Raw genomic sequence first — 284 nt, 5'->3', positions numbered from 1 at the left:
TTTATAGGTATGGTAGGAGAGCGTTCTATGTGTGATGAAGGTATACCGTGAGGAGTGCTGGAACGCATAGAAGTGAGAATGCCGGTATGAGTAGCGAAAGACAGGTGAGAATCCTGTCCACCGTAAGACTAAGGTTTCCAGGGGAAGGCTCGTCCGCCCTGGGTTAGTCGGGACCTAAGGAGAGACCGAAAGGTGTATCCGATGGACAACAGGTTGATATTCCTGTACTAGAGTATGTAGTGATGGAGGGACGCAGTAGGCTAACTAAAGCAGACGATTGGAAG

The 284-nt window shown here is 49.3% G+C and carries 1 rRNA gene; it reads left to right on the top strand.

The features are described from left to right. Positions 1-284, top strand: a 23S ribosomal RNA gene (locus HMPREF2764_RS01545); the annotation flags it as partial.

Origin of the sequence: Streptococcus sp. HMSC073F11, assembly GCF_001810785.1 — a bacterium.
In the GTDB taxonomy this organism is placed as follows: Bacteria; Bacillota; Bacilli; order Lactobacillales; family Streptococcaceae; genus Streptococcus.
This window is presented reverse-complemented; position numbering and strand designations above follow the sequence as displayed.